The sequence below is a fragment of the Saccharopolyspora indica genome (genome assembly GCF_027853965.1).
Lineage (GTDB): Bacteria > Actinomycetota > Actinomycetes > Mycobacteriales > Pseudonocardiaceae > Saccharopolyspora > Saccharopolyspora indica.
This window is the reverse complement of sequence record NZ_JAQGLB010000019.1, coordinates 1-18,823: the sequence shown is the minus strand read 5'-3', so window position 1 is coordinate 18,823 and position 18,823 is coordinate 1. Positions and strand designations below refer to the sequence as shown.

General features: G+C 71.1%; 16 protein-coding genes and 1 tRNA gene. 15 read left to right on the top strand and 2 right to left on the bottom strand.

Annotated elements, in window-relative coordinates; translation table 11 throughout:
• The first annotated feature begins 99 nt into the window (after window positions 1-99).
• On the top strand, window positions 100-663 hold the full coding sequence (locus OU416_RS31015) for a hypothetical protein (RefSeq protein ID WP_270930603.1): 564 nt from the start codon (window positions 100-102) through the stop codon (window positions 661-663).
• 70 nt (window positions 664-733) lie between these two features.
• Window positions 734-1,885, top strand: a complete 1,152-nt coding sequence (locus OU416_RS31010) for a damage-control phosphatase ARMT1 family protein (RefSeq protein WP_270930602.1) — start codon at window positions 734-736, stop codon at window positions 1,883-1,885.
• A gap of 122 nt (window positions 1,886-2,007) precedes the next feature.
• On the opposite strand, the gene OU416_RS31005 is transcribed toward OU416_RS31010, so the two are convergent.
• Window positions 2,008-2,083: transfer RNA gene (locus OU416_RS31005), tRNA-Thr, on the bottom strand.
• Window positions 2,084-2,316: 233 nt separating this feature from the next.
• Between OU416_RS31005 and OU416_RS31000 the strand changes: the two genes are divergently transcribed.
• From OU416_RS31000 to OU416_RS30965, 8 genes are all read left to right on the top strand, one after another.
• Window positions 2,317-3,759 carry a threonine/serine exporter family protein gene (locus tag OU416_RS31000; protein ID WP_270930601.1) on the top strand — a complete coding sequence of 481 codons (1,443 nt, stop codon included), beginning with the start codon at window positions 2,317-2,319 and terminating at the stop codon, window positions 3,757-3,759.
• A gap of 187 nt (window positions 3,760-3,946) precedes the next feature.
• Window positions 3,947-5,386: an alpha,alpha-trehalose-phosphate synthase (UDP-forming) gene (locus OU416_RS30995; protein ID WP_270930600.1), complete on the top strand. Its 1,440-nt coding sequence runs from the start codon at window positions 3,947-3,949 to the stop codon at window positions 5,384-5,386.
• 329 nt (window positions 5,387-5,715) lie between these two features.
• Window positions 5,716-8,268 carry a trehalose-phosphatase gene (gene otsB, locus OU416_RS30990; protein WP_270930599.1) on the top strand — a complete coding sequence of 851 codons (2,553 nt, stop codon included), beginning with the start codon at window positions 5,716-5,718 and terminating at the stop codon, window positions 8,266-8,268.
• A 270-nt stretch (window positions 8,269-8,538) separates the two neighbouring features.
• Window positions 8,539-9,153, top strand: coding sequence for a DUF4178 domain-containing protein (locus tag OU416_RS30985; RefSeq protein ID WP_270930598.1), 615 nt, complete (start codon window positions 8,539-8,541; stop codon window positions 9,151-9,153).
• A 4-nt stretch (window positions 9,154-9,157) separates the two neighbouring features.
• Window positions 9,158-9,595, top strand: coding sequence for a DUF4247 domain-containing protein (locus OU416_RS30980; RefSeq protein WP_093156564.1), 438 nt, complete (start codon window positions 9,158-9,160; stop codon window positions 9,593-9,595).
• Window positions 9,592-10,530 carry a hypothetical protein gene (locus OU416_RS30975; RefSeq protein ID WP_270930597.1) on the top strand — a complete coding sequence of 313 codons (939 nt, stop codon included), beginning with the start codon at window positions 9,592-9,594 and terminating at the stop codon, window positions 10,528-10,530. Before OU416_RS30980 ends, OU416_RS30975 begins: the two co-directional genes overlap by 4 nt.
• Before the next feature lie 30 nt (window positions 10,531-10,560).
• Complete coding sequence (locus tag OU416_RS30970) at window positions 10,561-10,986, top strand: DUF350 domain-containing protein (RefSeq protein ID WP_270930596.1); 426 nt, start codon at window positions 10,561-10,563, stop codon at window positions 10,984-10,986.
• Entirely contained in the window at window positions 10,983-12,656 is a 1,674-nt protein-coding gene (locus tag OU416_RS30965; RefSeq protein WP_270930595.1) for a polyamine aminopropyltransferase, read from the top strand. Before OU416_RS30970 ends, OU416_RS30965 begins: the two co-directional genes overlap by 4 nt.
• A 76-nt stretch (window positions 12,657-12,732) precedes the next feature.
• On the opposite strand, the gene OU416_RS30960 is transcribed toward OU416_RS30965, so the two are convergent.
• Entirely contained in the window at window positions 12,733-13,833 is a 1,101-nt protein-coding gene (locus OU416_RS30960; RefSeq protein ID WP_270930594.1) for a LacI family DNA-binding transcriptional regulator, read from the bottom strand.
• 187 nt (window positions 13,834-14,020) lie between these two features.
• On the opposite strand from OU416_RS30960, the gene OU416_RS30955 reads away from it, so the two are divergent.
• The 5 genes from OU416_RS30955 (at window position 14,021) to OU416_RS30935 (ending at window position 18,736) form a co-directional block, all read left to right on the top strand.
• Window positions 14,021-15,115 carry an ABC transporter ATP-binding protein gene (locus OU416_RS30955; protein ID WP_270930593.1) on the top strand — a complete coding sequence of 365 codons (1,095 nt, stop codon included), beginning with the start codon at window positions 14,021-14,023 and terminating at the stop codon, window positions 15,113-15,115.
• Between the two features lie 286 nt (window positions 15,116-15,401).
• On the top strand, window positions 15,402-16,472 hold the full coding sequence (locus OU416_RS30950; RefSeq protein WP_270930592.1) for a metal ABC transporter solute-binding protein, Zn/Mn family: 1,071 nt from the start codon (window positions 15,402-15,404) through the stop codon (window positions 16,470-16,472).
• Between the two features lie 3 nt (window positions 16,473-16,475).
• Window positions 16,476-17,318 carry a metal ABC transporter ATP-binding protein gene (locus tag OU416_RS30945; RefSeq protein WP_270930591.1) on the top strand — a complete coding sequence of 281 codons (843 nt, stop codon included), beginning with the start codon at window positions 16,476-16,478 and terminating at the stop codon, window positions 17,316-17,318.
• A 17-nt stretch (window positions 17,319-17,335) separates the two neighbouring features.
• Window positions 17,336-18,193, top strand: coding sequence for a metal ABC transporter permease (locus OU416_RS30940; RefSeq protein WP_372907195.1), 858 nt, complete (start codon window positions 17,336-17,338; stop codon window positions 18,191-18,193).
• A 48-nt stretch (window positions 18,194-18,241) separates the two neighbouring features.
• Complete coding sequence (locus OU416_RS30935; RefSeq protein ID WP_270930590.1) at window positions 18,242-18,736, top strand: potassium channel family protein; 495 nt, start codon at window positions 18,242-18,244, stop codon at window positions 18,734-18,736.
• Window positions 18,737-18,823: the final 87 nt, after the last annotated feature.

Here is an 18,823-nt window from a genome sequence, read left to right as displayed (position 1 = left end):
GTGAACCGCCGCTCGTCCAGGCCTTCCCTGACCGCGCTTCCGGATCCGTCCGGGGAAAACCCCGATGTCTGCACGGCCTTCCCCGGCCAGTGTCGGTGCATGACCTTCTCCCGGGCATGTCTTCTCGCAGCGCCGCTGTGCTTCGCCGGATACGGGATCGCGCGGCTGGTCGGCCGGATGGACGGCCAGTACGGTCCCGGCCTCGACTGGCAGGTCGCGCACATCCTCGAGCTCATCGGCCTCGCCCTCCTCGTGCCCGCGGTCCTCGGGGTGCGGCGGGAACTGGCCGCCCGCTCCCGCACCTTCTGGACCGTCGTTACGCTCGCCGGTGCGGCGACCGCGGCGGTTCAGTTCGCGGTCGACGTCGTGGCAGGCCTGCTGGCCGCCGACAAGGCGGAGATGAACGCGATCACCGCCCGGTTCAGCGAGATTCCGGGCGCTCAAGCGGTTTTCTACATCGCCGGGCCACCCCTGATGTACGTCGGCCTGCTGGCGTTGACGATCCTGTGCGCCCGGGCGGAGAAGCTCGCGTGGTGGGGGCCGGTGCTGCTCTTCGCCGGTTCCGCCCTGCCGCTGATCACGCTGGACCTGCTGCCCATCGCTGCGCTGTGCGTGCTCGTCGCGCTGGCACCGCTCGCGCTGCGCAACGAGACTGCCGGGTAGTCCGGGCGAATCGCGGCGAGCCGGTCTATGTTCGGCCGCGTGGTTCGGGCAGAACGGGATGGGAGCGCTCATGGAGCCGGAAGCGCCGCTGGTCGGGATCGGTGAAGCCGGAACGTTCGCCTGGAAGGTGTTCCACGAGCGGCACCCGGTGATGATCGACCAGCTGTGCGCGGCATTCCCGTACAGCGCCGGGACGCGCGGCAGGCTGGCGGAGCTGCTGCGGGAGACGACCGGGGGAGTCGTCGAACCGCTCGACGACGTGGCGCCCGACCACAGCGCGTGGCAGGCCTGGACGAGTGAGCGGATCGGGCGGCCGTGGTCCGAATGCCCCTTCCTGTGGGCGGAGAGCTACTTCTTCCGCAAGCTGCTCGCCGCCACCGGCTACTTCACACCCGGACCGTGGCAGGGGGTGGATCCGTTCGCGCCGATGAAGCAGGCCGAGCTGCGCAACGCGGCCACGGCGGAGACCCTGAAGTCCTTCGACGCCCTTCAGGGTCTCGATGCTGCCGAGCGCGACACCGCGGTGCTGCAGGCGGCCGTGTGGGGAAACCGGGCCGATCTGGCCTTCCAGCTGTCGGCGGGCACCACGAGGGCGTCGTCCGCGCTGGTGGCGGACGAGGGCGGACCGTTCTGGTCGCTGTTCGACGAGGCCGGTCCGGTTCAGCTCGTCGCCGACAACTCCGCAGGTGAGCTCGCCGCGGACCTGGTGCTGATCGACCACCTGCTGATGACCGGCCGCGCGAACCGCGTCGTCTTGCAGGTCAAACCGAACCCGTACTACGTCTCCGACGCCACGCCCGCCGACGTGCTCGAGGTGCTGCGGCACCTCCTCGTGCTCGACGGCGAGGCTGCCGCCGTCGGACAGCGCGTCTGGGACGGACTGCGCGACGGCCGGATCGAGGTGCGCGCTCACCCGTTCTTCTGCGCACCGCTGGACTTCCACGCCATGCCGGACGACCTGCGCGCGGAGTTCGCCTCGGCCGCGGTCACGATCATGAAGGGCGACCTGAACTACCGGCGCCTGGTCGGGGACCGGCACTGGCCCGCGACGACACCGTTCGCGGCCGCCACGGCCCACTTCCCGGGACCGGTGGCGGCACTGCGCGTCCTGAAGTCCGAGGTGGTGGTCGGCCTGGACCGGCAGGCGCTCGAAGCCCTCGGCGACCACGACGCGACGTGGCGGACCAACGGCACCCACGCCCTCGTCCAGGCGACGAGGTGACCAGGTGAGGGGCACCCGCGGCTCAAGGGACTGATGCCCCGCTCGGCATGATCGGGCGGGGTGCTGTGTGCTGCACCTGACAGGCCGCTCGGGCTTCATCAAAAGGCCTGGTCAGGTACCTTTGGAGCCGCTGAGGGGACTCGAACCCCTGACCGTCCGCTTACAAGGCGGGCGCTCTACCAACTGAGCTACAGCGGCGCGCACGTCGTGTTGTGCGGGGACATCGTAAGCATCCGCCCGCTCCGGTTGGGAAGCGGCTCGGCCGCATCTGGCGGACCATCGCTTCGGCCGCTGGTGACGGGCGCGGCCGGACAGTGATGGACGCCACGGAATTCAGGTGCAACGGTCAGCTCATGACAGGCGATGCCCGAGGGGAAGATCAGGCACGGCGGACCGCCCGCAAGCCCGGGCGGCAGGAGGGAAGAGCAGCATTGGGAATCACGCAGCGCGCCCGGGGTGTGCTGCGGCGGCGCGACCCGGAGGCCACCATCCCGCCCGGGGTTCGCAACGTCGTCTACGGGCCCGCCCTGCCCGACGAATCCACCGTCCACCTCGTGCTCGACCTCGGCCTGCGCATCGGCGAGGTGCAGATGGCCAGCGGTGCCGGTGCCTCCGACGTGACCGCGACGATCATCGCCGTCGTCAACGCCTACGGCCTGCCGCACTGCGAGGTCGACGTGATCTACACGTCGATCACCGTCTCCTGCTACCGGGGCACCGAGGTTCCGCCGATCACCTCGCTGCGCGTGGTGCGCAACCGCTCCATCGACTACACGCGGCTCACCGACGTCGAGAAGCTGCTGCGCCAGATCACCGCCAACGAGCTCTCCGCCTCCGAGGCCTACGCCGAACTCGACCGGATCACCACCGCGCCGCACCCGTTCCCGCGCTGGGTGGCCACCGTGGCCTGGGCGGGCATGGCGGCTTCGCTGGCCGTGCTGCTCGGCGGCGGTGGCGGCGAGGTCATGCTGCCGGTGACCGCTGCCGCCGCGACCGCGCTGGTGGACCGCATCGGGCGGTTGCTGAACAAGCGGGCCCTGCCGTTCTTCTTCCAGCAGGCCGTCGGCGGTGCCGTCGCCACCAGCATCGCGATGACCTTCTTCGCCCTCGGCTGGCTGAAGAGCCCGGAGCTGGCGGTGGCCGCGGGCATCATCGTGCTGCTGTCCGGGATGACCGTGGTCGGTTCGATGCAGGACGCGATCACCGGCTACAACGTGACCGCCGCGGGCCGGATGGCCGAACTCGCGCTGATGTCGGCCGGGCTGATCGCCGGTGTGGTGCTGTCGCTCTACATCGCCGTGCGCATCGGCGGTGACACGATGGCCATGCTCGACGCCACCGACCTCGGGCGGGCTCAGGTGCTCCCCGCTGCGCTGTCGCTGTCGGTGCAGGTGCTCGCGGGTGCGTCGACGTCGGCGTGCTTCGCGCTCGCCAGCTACGCGCCGCCGCGGCCGCTGCTGGTCGCCGGGATCGGCGGTGCCGTCGCCGCCGGGATGCACGCGGTGCTGATGCTGGCCGACGTGCACACCGTGCTGGCCGGGGCGATCGCGACCACCGTGGTCGGTTTCGCCGGCGGCATCATCGCGCGGCGGCTGCGGATCCCGGCGCTGGTGATCGCGGTCTCCGGCGTCGCGCCGCTGCTGCCCGGCCTGGCGACCTACCGCGGTCTGTACGAGCTGTCCGTGCTCGGCAGCCCGAGCGGGGCGACCACGCTGATGCTCGCCGCGGCCATCGGGCTCGCGCTCGGTGCCGGCATCGTCCTCGGCGAGTACCTCGCGCAGCCGGTGCGCACCAGGCTGGGCAGGCTGGAGCGGCGGTTCTCCGGACCTCGGCTGTCCGGACCGCTGCGTCCGACCAAGCGGCGGCTGGATTAGGGTCGTGAGCGTTTTCGGTTGTGCTGGCAACCAAAAACGCTCACCAGGATTGATCTCCTCGGGCCGTTGTTCGTTGCCCGGAAGGGGCGCAAGGCGCGCGGTGCGGGTTGACCCGCTCGCAGCACGCCGGGTCTGGCTGGATTAGCTAGCCTCGCGACAGGTAGTTGACACGGCGGGAGGAATACCGGTGAGCAAGGGCAGCACGCCCGACCGAGCGGACTTCGTCGTGGTCGCCAACCGGCTACCGGTCGATCTGGAGCGCCTCGACGACGGCACCGAGCGCTGGAAGCACAGCCCGGGCGGGTTGGTCACCGCGCTGGAACCGTTCCTGCGCGCCAGGCGCGGGGCGTGGGTCGGCTGGCCCGGCGTGGCCGACGTCGAGGTCGAACCGTTCTCCGACGACGGCCTGCAGCTGCACCCGGTGCCGCTGTCGGCAGCCGAGTTCGCCGAGTACTACGAGGGCTTCTCGAACGCCACGCTGTGGCCGCTCTACCACGACGTGGTGGTGCCGCCGGTGTTCGACCGCTCCTGGTGGCACGCCTACCAGCGGGTCAACCAGCGGTTCGCGGAGGCCGCCGCGGAGGTCAGCGCCGAGGGCGCGACGGTGTGGGTGCAGGACTACCAGCTGCAGCTGGTGCCCGCGATGCTGCGGGAGCTGCGCCCCGACCTGCGCATCGGGTTCTTCCTGCACATCCCGTTCCCGCCCACCGAGCTGTTCATGCAGCTGCCGTGGCGGACCGAGATAGTGCGCGGCCTGCTGGGCGCCGACCTGGTCGGCTTCCACCGTCCCGGCGGGGCGCAGAACTTCCTGTGGCTGGCCCGCAGGCTGGCCGGTTTCGAACCCAGCCGCGGCCAGGTCGGCGTGCGCTCGCGGCCGGGCGTGGTGCAGGTCGGCGACCGGACGGTGCGGGTGGGCGCGTTCCCGATCTCCATCGCCTCCGCCGAGCTCGACCGGCTGGCCCGCACCAAGGAGATCCAGCAGCGGGTCAAGGCGCTGCGCGCGGAGCTCGGCAACCCGCGCAAGATCATGCTCGGCGTCGACCGCCTCGACTACACCAAGGGCATCGACGTGCGGCTGCACGCGATGCACGAGCTGCTGGCCGAGGGCCAGATCAAGGCCGAGGACGTGACGATGATCCAGATCGCCACGCCGAGCCGGGAGCGCGTCGAGCACTACAAGCAGATGCGCGAGGACATCGAGCGCGAGGTCGGGCGGATCAACGGCGAGTTCGGCCGCGTCGGCCACCCCGCGGTGCACTACCTGCACACCTCGGTGGACCGCAAGGACCTGGTCGCCTTCTACTGCGCCGCCGACGTCATGGTGGTGACGCCGGTGCGCGACGGCATGAACCTGGTCTGCAAGGAGTACGTGGCCTGCCGGTACGACCTGGGCGGCGCGCTGGTGCTCAGCGAGTTCGCCGGAGCCGCCGCCGAGCTCACCAGCGCGTTCCTGGTCAACCCGCACAACCTCGACGGCGTGAAGGACGCGCTGCTCGCCGCCCTCGACATCGACGAGGCCGAAGGACGCCGTAGGATGCGCGCACTGCGTAGGCAAGTGCTCACGCACGATGTCGACCGCTGGGCGCGGTCGTTCCTCGAAGCTCTGGGCACGCCTGCTGCGGAATAGCTGCGAGTGACTGGTCCGCAACACGGACGGCCAAGCTTCAGCGATACTGATTGGAACCGGCCGGTCACCATCGATGACCGCAACCGGATCGATCAACCTCAGACCTGGAGTTGTTTCAGAATGGTTTGCGTGGCGGTGCCGGTGGCGGAACCTCAGACGCCGCCTGGTCTGCGGGATCCCGTTCTTATGTATGTCCAATACACGGCGAACGGGCTGTCCTCGCCAGACGACGTCTGAGAACCCGCGGCGGTGCGGGCTGAGTCCCGCACCGCATGCGGCTCACGCCGCATTCTGAAAGAACTTCGTTGACCACGCCCCTGATGAGGAGTATGGCGTTGACCGCCGAAGCCCTGCCTGCGGAGCTGCGCCGCGAGATCGTGCAGCTCGCGCGGACACCGCGACTTCTGGTCGCCTGCGACTACGACGGCACCCTGGCGCCCATCGTGGCCGACCCCACCCAGGCGAAACCCCTGCCGGAGTCGGTGCACGCCCTGCGTTCGCTGGCCGCCCTGCCCGCCACCACCACCGCCGTGATCTCCGGCCGGGCGCTGCGCGACCTGGCCACCCTGTCCCGCCTGCCCGCCGAGGTCTACCTGGTCGGCAGCCACGGTTCGGAGTTCGACGTCGGCTTCGTGCACGAGCTCGAACCCGAGGCCACCCAGCTGCGCACCGAGCTGCAGATCGGCCTGCAGGACATCGTGCGCGGCAAGGACGGCGTGACGCTGGAGGCCAAGCCGGCCAGCGTCGCGGTGCACGTCCGCCGCGCCGAGCCCGACGTCGCGGGCGAAGTGCTGGAGACCGTCCGCACCGGCCCCGCCACGTGGGACGGCGTGCAGGTGACCGAGGGCAAGGAGGTCATCGAGCTCGCCGTGGTGCAGACCGACAAGGGCAACGCGCTGGACACCCTGCGCCACCAGGTCGGTGCCACCGCCGCGGTGTTCCTCGGCGACGACGTGACCGACGAGAAGGCCTTCGCCCGCCTGCACGGCCCCGATCTGGGCATCAAGATCGGCGACGGGGAGACCCTGGCCCGCTACCGGGTCGGCGACGCCGCCGACGTCGCCACCGTGCTGGCGTTCCTGATGGAGGAGCGCCGGACCTGGCTCTACGGCGAGCAGGCCCCGCCGATCGAGCGGCTGACGATGCTGTCCAACGAGCGCACCGTCGGCCTGGTGACCCCGGACGCGCGGCTGACCTGGATGTGCCACCCCGGGCCGGACTCGGCGGCGGTGTTCGCCGACCTGCTGGGCGGCCCCGGCGCGGGCCACTTCAGCATCCGCCCGCACGGCGGCGGCAACGGCACCCAGCGCAGCCCGCTGCCGCTGGGCCAGCGCTACGTGCCGAACACGATGACCGTGGAGACCCGCTGGTCGCGGCTGCTGGTCACCGACTACCTGGCGCACGGCACCGACAGCCACCGCACCGACCTGGTCCGGGTGATCTCCGGCAGCACCACCGCCGACGTGGAGTTCGCGCCGCGCCCCGAGTTCGGCCAGGTGCCGGTGCGGCTGACCGCCGAAGCCGGCGGGCTGCGGGTGCAGGGCACCGCCGAGCCGATGGTGCTGTACTCGCCGGGCGTGCAGTGGGAGATCAGCTCCGACGGCATGCACGAGTCGGCGCACGCGGTGCTGGAGCTGGCCGAGGGCGAGCCGGTCGTGCTGGAGCTGCGCTGCGGCGCCGACGACCTGTCCCCGGCGCGGCCGGAGGCGGAGCGGCGGGACGAGGCCGACCGGTACTGGTCGGACTGGATGAAGACGCTGTCGCTGCCCGAGGTGGAGCACGACCTGGTCGCCCGCTCGGCGCTGACCCTGCGCGGCCTGTGCAACACCGACACCGGCGGCATCATGGCCGCCGCCACCACCTCGCTGCCCGAGGAGATCGGCGGCGTGCGCAACTGGGACTACCGGTACTGCTGGCTGCGCGACGGCGCGATGACCGCGCAGGCGCTGGTGACGCTCGGCTCCACGGCCGAGGCCGAGGCGTTCCTGGACTGGCTGCACCGCGTCCTCGACACGCTGCCCGGCCCGGAGCGGCTGCACCCGCTGTACACGCTGGCGGGCACCAGCCTCGGCCCGGAGGCCGTGATCGACAGCCTGCCCGGCTACGCAGGCTCCCGGCCGGTCCGCGTCGGCAACCTCGCCGACCAGCAGGTGCAGCTGGACGTCTTCGGCCCGGTGGTGGAGCTGGTCGCGCACCTGGCGCAGGCCACCGGCCGGGTCCGCGACGTCGACTGGCAGCTGGTCACGGCGATGGCCTCGGCGGTCTCGCAGCGCTGGTTCGAGCCGGACCACGGCATCTGGGAAGAGCGCGACGTGCCGCGCCACCACGTGTACTCCAAGGTCATGTGCTGGGTGACGCTGGACCGCGCGGTCAAGATCGCCGAGGCCTACGGCCGCGAGGCCGACCCGTCCTGGGCGCCGCTGCGCGACCAGATCTCGCAGGACGTGGTGAAGAACGGCTGGCACCCGGACGTGCAGGCCTTCACCACCGCCTACGAGGGCTCGGACCTGGACGCCGCGTCGCTGCACGTCGGCCTGTCCGGGCTGATCGACCCGTCGGACGAGCGGTTCCAGGCGACGGTCACCGCGATCGAGGCGGAGCTGCGCAGCGGCTCCACCGTGTACCGCTACCGCCGCGACGACGGGCTGCCCGGCGACGAGGGCGGCTTCCACCTCTGCGCGGCGTGGCTGATCGAGTCGTACCTGCTGATCGGCCGCCGCACCGAAGCGGAGGAGCTGTTCCAGCAGATCGTGGACACGGCGGGCCCGACCGGCCTGCTGTCCGAGGAGTACGACCCGATCGCGGAGCGCTCGCTGGGCAACCACCCGCAGGCCTACTCCCACCTGGGCCTGATCCGCTGCGCCCAGCTCCTCTCGGCCTGACCCGGGTGCTCCGCGACCCGCAGCGGGTCGCGGAGCACGCTGCTTCGGCAGTGGCGGCCGTTTTGGCAGGTCGTGGGCCGTGAGTGTTTTGGGGTGCTATGGCCCCACAAAGCACTCACGGCACCTGACCAGGCCAAACGGCGTTCTCGTCGCAGACCGTGCGACATCGGGCCGGGGATGCTGGTCACGATTTGGGCGGATCGTGTCATCCGGTCGGCGGCTCGCTAATACGCTCTGTGCCGGACACTCGCGCTAGGGAAGGGCTGACGGGTGAACGGTCTGGTCACGGCGTTGATCATCGTCGTCATCGTGCTGATCATCGTCGCGGTGGTCGCTGTGGTCATGGGGATGCGCGCCAAGCGCGCGGCCTCGCAACCGCAGCCGCAGCCGCCCGCTGATCCGTTCCACACCGGCGATCAGGACTCGCTGCGCGGCGATCCGCGCGCGCTCAAGGCAGGTGACATCGTCGAGGTGCGCGGCCGGTCGTTCACCGTGCGCGGCACGCTGCGCCTGTCCGAGGGCGGCTGGACCTGGTCGGAGCACCTGCTCGACGACGCCAAGGGCACCCAGGTGTGGCTGGCCGTCGAGGAGGACCCGGACCTGATCCTCTCGCTGTGGACGCCGGTGGACGACGCCGGTGAGCCGGGCCCGAAGACCATCACCTTCGGCGGCCGCACCTACCACTCCGAGGAATCCGGCGGCGCGGACTTCCGCAGCGAGGCCACCACCGGGCTGGCCGAGCGCGGCACCGTGCGCTACCACGACTACGAGTCGTCGGACGGCGCGCTGCTGGGCTTCGAGTCCTACGGCGGCGCCGACTGGGAAGCCAGCACCGGCGAGGCGCTCAGCCGCTACGACGTGCTCATCTACCCGGCTGCGAGCTGACGCCGTGAAACCCAAGTTCTGGTTCGTCATCGCCGGCGCCGCGGCAGTGCTCGCGCTGATCGTCGGCCTGGTCACCGCGTTCTCCACCGGCAGCGGCCCGCGCGGCTACGTCGCGAACAACTACACCCGCGCGGCGCACCTGGATCTCAGCGGCGACTCCGACAACCGCGCCTACACCAGCCCGCTGCCGCCGAGCACGGTCGCCTTCCAGATCAGCTCGAAGTGGAAGCCGCAGTCGCAGTACAACGACGCCTCGGGCATCTACCTGCGGTACTCGCGCGACGCGGTGGTGATCAAGCCGCAGGCGCAGGGCTCGGTGATCCACGTGATGGACGTCGACCACGCCTACCGCCGCTACCACACCCACGTCGGCGGTGTCTGGGGCTGGACGAGCGCGCATGGCGAGAGCTTCCGCGGCAGAGGACCGGGAGCGGGCAAATGACGAACACCGCGAGGCCTCAGCGCCGGGTCGGCGTCATCGTTGTCGTGGTGCTCTTCTTCGCGGCAGCGGGCATCATCGGCACGCTCGTCGGCGCGTTCGGCGGCGACGCGGCGCAGGAGGAGTTCACCTCCGACGACACCACCGTCTACTCCGACGACCAGACCTACTACGGCACGACGCTCCAGGGGTTCACGCCCAGCGAAGCCGAGCAGCTCGCGCAGGGCCTCGCCGAGGCCGAGGCGCTGCACGGGGTCTGCTTCGGCTGGAAGCTCGTCGACGGGACGAGCGGGGAAGCCGGTCAGGGCTCCAGCCGCGGCGCGAACGTCCCGGCCGACACCTGCCCGCGCTGGGCCGAGGTGGAGGTGTTCGTCGCGGCGGGTTCGACCGACGACGACCTGGACGCCGCCGACGTCCGGACGGCGGGCTCCTCGGACCTGTCGCCGCTGCCGCTGCGGTCGGACTTCGTGAAGCTGGGCGTCACCGCGGACTCGCTGGCCGCGGAGCCGGTGTCGGTCACCGGTCAGGCGGCGCTGGGACTTCCGCTGCTGCTGGTGGAGAGCGGTGCGCTGAACCCGCCGCAGGTTCCGGACCAGGAGCCGGGCGGCGCGACGCCGCCGCCGTTGCCGCCGGGCGACGGTTCCGGTTCGAGCTGGGTGACCTGGGCGTGGCTCATCGGACTGGGCGTCGTCGCGGTGGTGGCGCTGGGTCTCGGCTTCGCCGGCCGGGCCAAGCAGAAGTCCACGTCGGACGGAGGCCCGCCACCGCCGGGCCCGCGGCCGCCAGGTCCGAACCCGCAGGCACCGCCACCCGGCCCACCGCCACCCGGACCGTCGTGGTTCCAGCCAGGAGCCCCGCAGCCCGGCCCGAACCCGCAGGCACCGCCGCCCGGTCAGGGCCGGCCGCAACCGCCCTGGCCGCAACAACCCGGCCGCTGACCCCGTTCACGACACGAGAAGGACTTCACCTTGCTCCAGCAACTGCTCCACGGCTTGCTCGCCGCGGTCGCCTACGGGGTGATCGGCGTGGCGATGATGGCGCTCGGCTACGTGCTCGTCGACCTGGCCACACCGGGCAGGCTGCGCGACCTGATCTGGGTGCAGCGCAACCCCAACGCGGCGCTGCTGCTGGTCTCCGGTCTGCTCGGCGTCGGGGTCATCCTGACCACGGCGATCGCGGCCAGCTCCGACGACCTGGTCGCCGGGCTGATCGGCACCCTCGCCTACGGCGTCCTCGGGCTGATCCTGATGAGCCTGTCGTTCCTGCTGATCGACCTGATCACGCCCGGCAAGCTCGGCGAGGAGCTGGCCACCCCGAACCTGCACCCGGCGACCTGGGTCTCGGCGGGTGCGCACCTGGTGATCGCGGTGATCATCGCCGCGGCGATCTGGTGACCGCGACCGACACCGAACCGGACACCGCCCCCAGCAGACCGCGCAGCCGGCTCGCCCGGACCGCCGTGCTGGTGGCGGTGTTCGTCTGTGCGGCCTGCGGTCTGGTCTACGAGCTCGCGCTGGTCGCCCTGGGCAGCTACCTGATCGGCGACACCGTCGGCCAGGCCTCGATCGTGCTGTCGCTGATGGTCTTCGCGATGGGCGTCGGCGCGCTGGCCGCGAAGCCCCTGCAGCGCTGGGCGGCCGAGGCGTTCGCCGCCATCGAGCTGCTCCTCGCCCTGCTGGGCGGGCTCAGCGTGCTGCTGCTCTACGCGGCCTTCGCGTGGCTGAGCCTCTACACCCCGGCGCTGATCGCGACCGCGCTGGTGCTGGGCGTGCTCATCGGCGCGGAGATCCCGCTGCTGATGGTGCTGCTGCAGCGGATCCGGCGGCAGGACGCCGGATCGGCGGTCGCCGACCTGTTCGCCGCCGACTACGTCGGTGGGCTGGTCGGCGGCCTGGCGTTCCCGTTCCTCCTGCTGCCGCTGTTCGGGCAGGTGCAGGGCGCGCTGGTGGTCGGCCTGGTGAACGCGGCGGCCGGGATCGGGCTGGTGCTGACGGTGTTCCGCCGCGAGCTGTCCAAGCGCGCCGTGCTGGTGCTGACCGGCATCTCGGTGCTGGTGGGCGGGCTGCTGGTGAGCGCCTACGTGTTCGCCGACGACTTCGAGATCACCGCGCGGCAGGCGCTGTACGCCGATCCCGTGGTGCACGCAGAGCGCACGCCCTACCAGGAGGTCGTGCTCACCGAGTCGGTGTCGCTCAAGGGCACGCCCGACACCCGCATGTACCTCAACGGCGATCTGCAGTTCAGCTCGGCGGACGAGTACCGGTACCACGAGGCGATGGTGCACCCGGCGATGGCAGGCCCCCGCGGTCGCGTCCTGGTGCTGGGCGGCGGGGACGGCCTGGTGCTGCGGGAAGTGCTGCGCTACCCGGACGTCCGCGAGGCCACGCTGGTGGAGCTGGACCCGGCCGTGCTGGAGCTCGCCCGCACCGATCCGCGGGTGTCGGCCTTGAACGGACGCTCCTTCGACGACCCGCGGGTGCGCACGGTCGCCTCGGACGCCTTCACCTGGCTGCGCGAGAACCGCGACCGCTACGACGTGGTGCTGGTCGACATGCCCGACGCGGACTCCACGGCCACCGCGAAGCTGTACTCGACGGAGTTCTACGGCCTGGTCCGCCACGCGATGGCCGACGACGCGCGCGCGGTGGTGCAGGCGGGCTCGCCGTTCTTCGCGCCCAAGGCGTTCTGGAACATCGAGGCGTCCATGCGCGCGGCGCACCTGAACACCGCGCCCTACGCGGTGACGGTGCCGAGCTTCGGCGAGTGGGGCTTCCACATCGCCTCGGCGGCGGATCAGGGCGATGCGATTTCAATGGAAATCGGACGTCCAACTTCAATGGAAGTTGCGGAGTCCGGGAAAGCGCGGAGCCCGTTGGCCTCGCCGGGAGCACCGGAACTGCGGCTGCCCGCGGACGTTCCGCCCCTGCGTTCCCTGGACGAGCCGACTCTGCGAGCCGCGGCGACGTTCCCGCCGGACCGGACGCGCATCCCCGGCATGGAACCGTCGACCCTCATGCACCCGACGATCCTCCAGCACGCCCAAGGCGAGTGGGAGAACTACTGATCTCCGGGCCGGGTGCGGTTCCGGCGTGTCGGGCACCGACGCGCCGGAGCGTCACGGCATCAGGTGACGTCGCGGGTCACGGGCCGAACCAGCGCTCCTCGGCGGAGCGGGGCGGGGCCGAGGTGGATCCGGTGATCAGCTGCGTCTCCAGCTGGATGTGGCGGGGCCTGCCCGGCTCGCCGGGTTCCAGCAGCAGGCGGCCCGCCGCCCGGCCCTTCTCCAGCCACGGCTGGCGGACCGTGGTCAGGCCCGCCCGCTCGGCGTCCGGGATGCCGTCGAAACCGGTGATCGTCAGGTCCTCCGGCACCCGCAGGCCGCGGTTGCGGGCCTCGCTGAGCGCGCCCAGCGCGAGGATGTCCGAGGTGCAGACGATCGCGGTGATGTCCGGGTCGATCTCCAGCAGCTGGGCGGCCGCCGACGCGCCGGAGGCCGTGGTGTGGTCGAAGCGCTCCACCACCGGGATCGTCGTCCAGTCCACGCCTGCTTCGCTGAAGACCTCGGCCAGCGCGGTCAGCCGGAGCTTCTGCACGTGGAAGCTGGCGTTCGCCTGCCGCTGCACGGATGCGGGGCCGTCGTTGCGGCCGCGGGCCAGGCGCATGCACAGCACGCCGATGCGGCGGTGGCCGAGCCCGATCAGGTGGTCGGCGACGCTCTTGATGGCCTTGCGGTCGTCCGGGCCGACCCAGTCCACGTTGTCCAGCCGCGGCTGGTCGCAGACCACCACCGGCACCGGGCGCTCGAGCACGGCGGCCAGGTGCGGGTCGTCCTCGGGCACGGAGTAGACGACGAAGCCGTCCACCCCGGCGCGGTGCACCGCGGCGACGTCCTCGCGCTCCGGGCTCGCCGGGATGAGGGTCAGGCCCTGACCGGCGTCCTCGCAGGCCAGCGCCAGCCCTTCGAGGAAGCCCACGGCGCCTGGATCGCGGAACGCGTAGGAGAGGTTCTCGGTGAGCAGCAGGCCGACGGCACCCGCCTTCCGGGTGCGCAGCGACCGCGCCACCGGGTCCGGACCGGGGTAGCCGAGCCGGCGAGCCGTCTCCAGAACCCGCTTGCGCAGCTCGGGGGAGAGCTGGTCAGGACGGTTGTACGCATTCGAAACCGTGGTCCTGGAGACCCCGAGTTCTGCAGCGAGCGAGGCGAGCGTCGCAGGCCGCCGGGCATTCGTTGACCGCGCCATGGAGGAACCGTAACGGTTCAGTACCCCTCGGTGAAGTGAGCATGATGCATATCCCACTCATGTTCGAGTGGTGAACACGGAGCGACTCTGCGTGATTACGTAGCGAGTTGGTTCATTCGAGGGGATGACCTTTGGTGTTGGACCGGTTACCGTTTCGGGACCGGTTCAGTTGAAAGGTGCGTCACACATGGCTGAGGTTGCATACGTCAACGCGTCTCGGGTGTACCAGGGGAATCCGCCGGTTCGCGCTGTTGACCAGCTGGAACTGGACATTGCGGACGGGGAGTTCCTGGTGCTGGTCGGCCCGTCGGGGTCGGGCAAGTCGACAGCGCTGCGAATGCTCGCCGGCCTGGAGGACGTCGACGAGGGCGGCATCACGATCGGCGGAACCGATGTCACCCACACGCCGCCGAAGAACCGGGACATCGCGATGGTGTTCCAGTCCTACGCGCTCTACCCGCACATGACCGTGGCCGAGAACATGGGCTTCGCGCTCAAGCTCCGCAAGACGCCCAAGGACGTCATCAAGGAGAAGGTCACCGAAGCCGCCCGGATGCTGGACCTGGAGAAGTACCTGGACCGCAAGCCCAAGGCGCTCTCCGGTGGTCAGCGGCAGCGGGTGGCGATGGGGCGCGCGATCGTCCGCGAGCCCAGCGTGTTCCTGATGGACGAGCCGCTGTCGAACCTCGACGCCAAGCTGCGCGTGGAGACCCGCGCCAACATCGCCGCGCTGCAGAAGCGGCTGGGCACCACGACCATCTACGTCACCCACGACCAGGTCGAGGCGATGACGATGGGGCACCGCGTCGCGGTGCTCAAGGACGGCCTGCTGCAGCAGTGCGCCAGCCCGCGCGAGCTGTACGAGAACCCGGCGAACGCGTTCGTGGCCGGCTTCATCGGCTCGCCGGCGATGAACCTCAAGACGGTGCCGCTGACCAGCGAAGGCGCGGTGCTCGACGGGACCACGATCCCGCTGTCCCGCGACGTGCTGGCCGCCGCCGACGGCCTCAAGGAGGTCACCTTCGGCGTGCGCCCGGAGGCGCTGTCGCTGGTCCCCAGCGAGGACGACGGCATGGACATGACCGTCGAGCTCGTCGAGGAGCTGGGTGCGGACGCGCTGATCCACGGCGCCATCGACGTCAACGGCTCGCAGGAGCGCTTCGTGGTCCGCGCCGACGGCCGCACGCCGCCGGCCCTGGGCCAGCACGTCAAGGTCGCCCTCCGCGACAGCACCGAGGTGCACCTGTTCCACCCGGAGACCGGCCTCCGCCTGGTTGGCTGACCCGCGAAGGGTTTTCCCGGCTGTTCAGCGGTGGGTGGGCCGTGCGCGTTTTGGGGTGCCATAGCGCCCCAAAACACTCACGGACCACCCACCCGACCGGCGCCGTCCGCTGCTCGCTCCGACGCCCCCGCTCCCGGCGGGGGCGTCTTCGCGTTTCGTGGGGAATAACCCACTCGGTGGAGTGTTGTGGAACGACGTGCTTAGACTGTAGATGACAACGGTTTCCGTTACCGTTCGCAGTAAGCCGTCCGCCTGCTGCGCACAAGATCACCTAGGAGTGCGCTAGATGACCTCCCGCCGTCGCGCTGCGTCCACCGCCCTGGCCGGGCTGGCCGCCACCGCTGTCGCCCTGACCGCCTGCGGAACCGGGGAGCAGGCCGCACCCGGTGCCGATGACAAGATCAAGGTCGTCGCGTCCACCAGCGTCTGGGGCAGCGTCGTGCAGGCAGTCGGCGGCGACGCCGTCGAGGTCGAGTCGATCGTCAGCGACCCCAGCGCCGACCCGCACTCCTACGAGAGCACCCCGCAGGACGCCGCCAAGGTCACCGACGCCCACCTGGTGGTGTTCAACGGCGGCGGCTACGACGAGTTCATCGAGCAGATCCTCGGCAGCGGCAACCAGAAGCCCACCGTGGAAGCCGTCAAGGACGAGCACGAGGGCGAGCAGAACGGCCACGAAGGCCACGGCGACCAGCCCGCGGCTCCGGAGGAGCACGGCCACGAAGGCCACGGCGATCAGCCCGCGGCTCCGGAGGAGCACGGCCACGAAGGCCACGGCGATCAGCCTGCGGCCCCGGAGGAGCACGGCCACGAAGGGCACGACCACTCGGTGAACGAGCACGTCTGGTACGACCTGCACGTGGTGCACGAGGTCGCCGACCAGGTCGCCACCGAGCTCGGCAAGCTCCAGCCCGCCAAGGCCGAGCAGTTCCGCCAGGCCGCCGGGCAGTTCGAGGCCGAGGTCGGCGCGCTGGAGGGCAAGGTCGGCGAGATCGCCGCCGCCAACCAGGGCAAGCCGGTCATCGTCACCGAGCCCGTCGCGCACTACCTGGTCGAAGCCGCCGGGCTGCAGGACGTGACCCCGCAGTCCTTCGTCAAGGCCATCGAGGCCGAGACCGACCCTTCGGCGGCGGCCGTCGCCGAGATCCAGAACGCGATCAACGCCAAGCAGGCGGTGGCGGTCATCTACAACCCGCAGACCGAATCGCCGGTCACCCGCAACGTGCGCACCGCCGCGGAGCAGAACCAGATCCAGGTCGTCGAGATGACCGAAACGCTGCCGGAGGGCAAGACCTACGTGCAGTGGATGGACACCCAGATCGCCGCGTTGCAGAACGCCCTGAACCAGAATCGCTGAGACATGACCGCCAAACCCGAGACCGAGCCGGTCCTCGCGCCGCCCACCGCGCCCGCGGTGCGGCTGCGCGACGCCGCGCTCTCCTACGGCAGCCGAACCCTGTGGTCGGGCCTGGACCTGGAAGTCGCCCCCGGCGAGTTCCTGGCCGTGCTCGGGCCGAACGGTTCCGGCAAGACCAGCCTGCTCAAGGTGCTGCTCGGGCTGCAGCAGCTGAGCGCGGGCACCGTGGAGATCGCGGGCGGCCCGGCCCGGCGCGGCAGCAACCGGATCGGCTACATCCCGCAGCAGCGGGCGCTGGAGGCCACCGTCACCGTGCGCGGCACCGATCTGGTCGGGCTCGGGCTGGACGGCCACCACTGGGGCGTCGGGTTCCGCAACCGCCGCGAGCGCAAGCGGCGGGTCGAGGCCGCGGTGCGCGCGGTGGAGGCGACCGAGTACGCCCGGATGCCGCTGGGCCTGCTCTCCGGCGGTGAGCAGCAGCGGCTGCGGGTGGCGCAGGCGCTGGTCAGCGACCCGTCGGTGCTGCTGTGCGACGAGCCGCTGCTGTCGCTGGACATCGCGCACCAGCGCAAGGTGAGCCGGCTGATCGCCAACCAGGCGCAGCAGGCCGGGGCGGCGGTCCTGTTCGTCACGCACGAGATCAACCCGGTGCTGCCGCTGGTCGACCGGGTGCTGTACCTGGTCGACGGCCGGTTCCGGGTCGGCCCGCCGGACGAGGTGATGAACTCGGCCACCCTGTCCGAGCTGTACCGCACCGATGTCGAGGTCGCCCGCGTCGGCGGCAGGCTGGTGGTCGCGGGTGCCGACGACCACGACCACCACGTGCAAGAGGCGGAAGAGGCGTGAACGCGATCACCGAGGCGCTGGGCAAGCTCTTCGACTTCAGCGCGATGGTCGACCTGCTCGGCTACCCGTTCGTCCAGCAGGCGCTGCTGGCCGCCGCCGCGCTCGGCCTGGTGTCCGGGTGCCTGGCGCCGCTCGTGGTGGCGCGGAAGATGTCCTTCGCCGTGCACGGCACGGCCGAACTCGCCTTCACCGGCGCCGCCGCGGCGCTGCTGTTCGGCGTCAGCGTGGGGACCGGGGCGCTGGCCGGTGCCGTGGTCGCCGCGCTGCTGCTGGGACTGCTGGGCCAGCGCGGCACCGAGCGCGACTCGGTGATCGGCGCGATCCTGTCGTTCGGCCTGGGCGTCGGCGTCCTCCTGCTGTGGCTGAACCCGGAGCGCACCGCGAACAAGTTCAGCCTGCTGGTCGGCCAGATCGTCGGGGTCGACTCCGCCGACGTCCTGCTGCTCACCGCCTGCGCGCTGCTCGTGCTGCTGGTGTTCGCCTTCGTGTACCGGCCGCTGCTGTTCGCCAGCGTCGACCCCGACGTGGCCGCGGCGCGCGGAGTGCCCGCGCGGGTGCTGACGCCGCTGTTCGCGGTGCTGGTCGGAGTGGCCACCGCGCTCGGCGTGCAAACCGTGGGCGCGCTGCTGGTGCTGGCCCTGATGGTGACGCCGGGCGCGGCGGCGGCGCGGGTGACGGCGAGCCCGCTCAAGGCGACCGTGCTGGCCGTGGTGTTCGCGGAGGCCGCGGTGCTGGGCGGCATTGTCCTGTCGCTGGCCCCGGGTGCCCCGGTGAGCGCCTTCGTCACGATCATCTCGTTCGTGATCTACCTGGCCTGCCGGGTGATCGGCAAGCGCCGCCTCAGCCGCCTGACCAGGACTCCCGCCGCCGCCTGACGCCGGGTCGAGTGGTGCCGGGCGCGCCGGTGGCACAACCTGGCGATCGTGGCCCGGAGAGTGCTGATCGACCTGGCCGCCGCGGTCGGCTCCGTGGCGGTGTGCACCGGCGTCTACTACGCGCTGCCGATCGGGGTGTTCGGCCTCGTCGGCACCATCGGCGAGGTCGTGGTCTTCGGCGTCGGCCTGCTCGTCGTCTCGGTGCTGATCATGGTCCAGGTGCGCCGGTTCCGGTCGGGCGGGCACCACGGGAGCTCGATGGCGGGCGTGGTGGCCGCGCTCTACCTGGCGGTGCTGTTCTTCGCCGCCGTCTACTTCGGGCTTGCCCAGCACCAGCCGGACGCGATCGCCGAGCTGCGCACCAAGACCGACGCGCTGTACTTCGCCCTGTCGATCACCAGCACCGTCGGCTTCGGCGACGTGCACGCGGTCTCGCAGTTCGCGCGGGCGGTGGCCGCGGTCCACATGGCCTTCAACATCGGTTTCCTCGGCGCGGCGGTGTCGGTTCTGCGCACCAAGGCGACCCGCCCGAAAGCCCCCTGACCACCACCGTCACCCGGGGAGACGTTCACCGGCAACGGCGGGTCGTCGCGCACTGCATCCGGGACGAACCGTGCATTCCTCCATTGG